Origin of the sequence: Acetobacter oeni (assembly GCF_011516825.1) — a bacterium.
In the GTDB taxonomy this organism is placed as follows: domain Bacteria; phylum Pseudomonadota; class Alphaproteobacteria; order Acetobacterales; family Acetobacteraceae; genus Acetobacter; species Acetobacter oeni.
The window spans coordinates 1-937 of sequence record NZ_WOTA01000090.1 but is presented as its reverse complement, the minus strand read 5'-3'; the positions used below and the strand labels follow the sequence as shown (position 1 = coordinate 937).

The window sequence follows — 937 nt, the reverse complement described above, 5'->3', positions numbered from 1 at the left end:
TGTACAGGGACAGGCATCCAGACATACATTATCGAGAATTGCGCCCGCACAGTCCCTGACTGCTGCGGGCTTTTTTATGCCGGAAAGCCATGTCATGTGACCTCTCACCGAAACCGGGAACGATCCTGCGTGGGCGGAAAAGTGATTTCATTCTGACAGGAACGCACAAGGGCGTTCCTGTCGGGGTTCGATGTGTTGATAATTGTCCGCCCTATCATCGATCAGATTTCGAGCTCACGTCTGGTCAGATAGCCAGGTGCGTTCTGCTTCGTATTCCTGACGCGGACAGGATGCCGAAAGTCGGAGCCGTCGCATCATTTCAACTCGAAAAAATTAACACGATCATCCTGCATGAGGATGCTGCCCGTCGGAATGAAGCAGCTACACCCGTCCGGTCATCGGCTTTTCTCGGTGACATGATGGGGCGCGGCTGGCGAAAGATCGGTCGGCATCAGAGTTGCTGATCTCGCTGCCGCTCGCAGGAATAACCCGGAGTTATTCGGGGGCATCATCCTTGCGGTCCGCAAGATAACCCGCAGAGACCCCCTGGAAGCCGCAAGATAATACCTGTTATCTTGCGGAAAACGCCTTCGGAAAACGGGTATATTTAACTGGTAAATCAAATGGTTAGCGGAGATATGGCACTCGCTCTCTCTTCGAAAGAGCCGGAATGTGCAATATCTTCAGACGATGATCTGCTCATTCGGTCATGGCTTCATAACCGTGGGCAGCACACTCGCCAGGCCTATCAGCGCGACGTCTTCGAGTTTCTAAGGCATGTACAAAAGCGGCTTGAGGAAGTCGAACTGAAGGATCTGCAGAATTGGTTTGACAGTCTGACGGGAGCTGAAGCGACCCGCAGGCGAAAGTTATGTGCACTCAAATCGCTGCTTGCTTACGGAGCCAGACTGCAAAGCCTCCCTGCCGACGTGGGAGC

At 53.4% G+C, this 937-nt stretch carries 1 protein-coding gene; it reads left to right on the top strand.

What is annotated here, in order from left to right:
- Positions 1–638: 638 nt before the first annotated feature.
- Positions 639–937: site-specific integrase (locus GOB90_RS18695; protein ID WP_242012173.1), on the top strand; the 299-nt coding region annotated here is incomplete at its 3' end.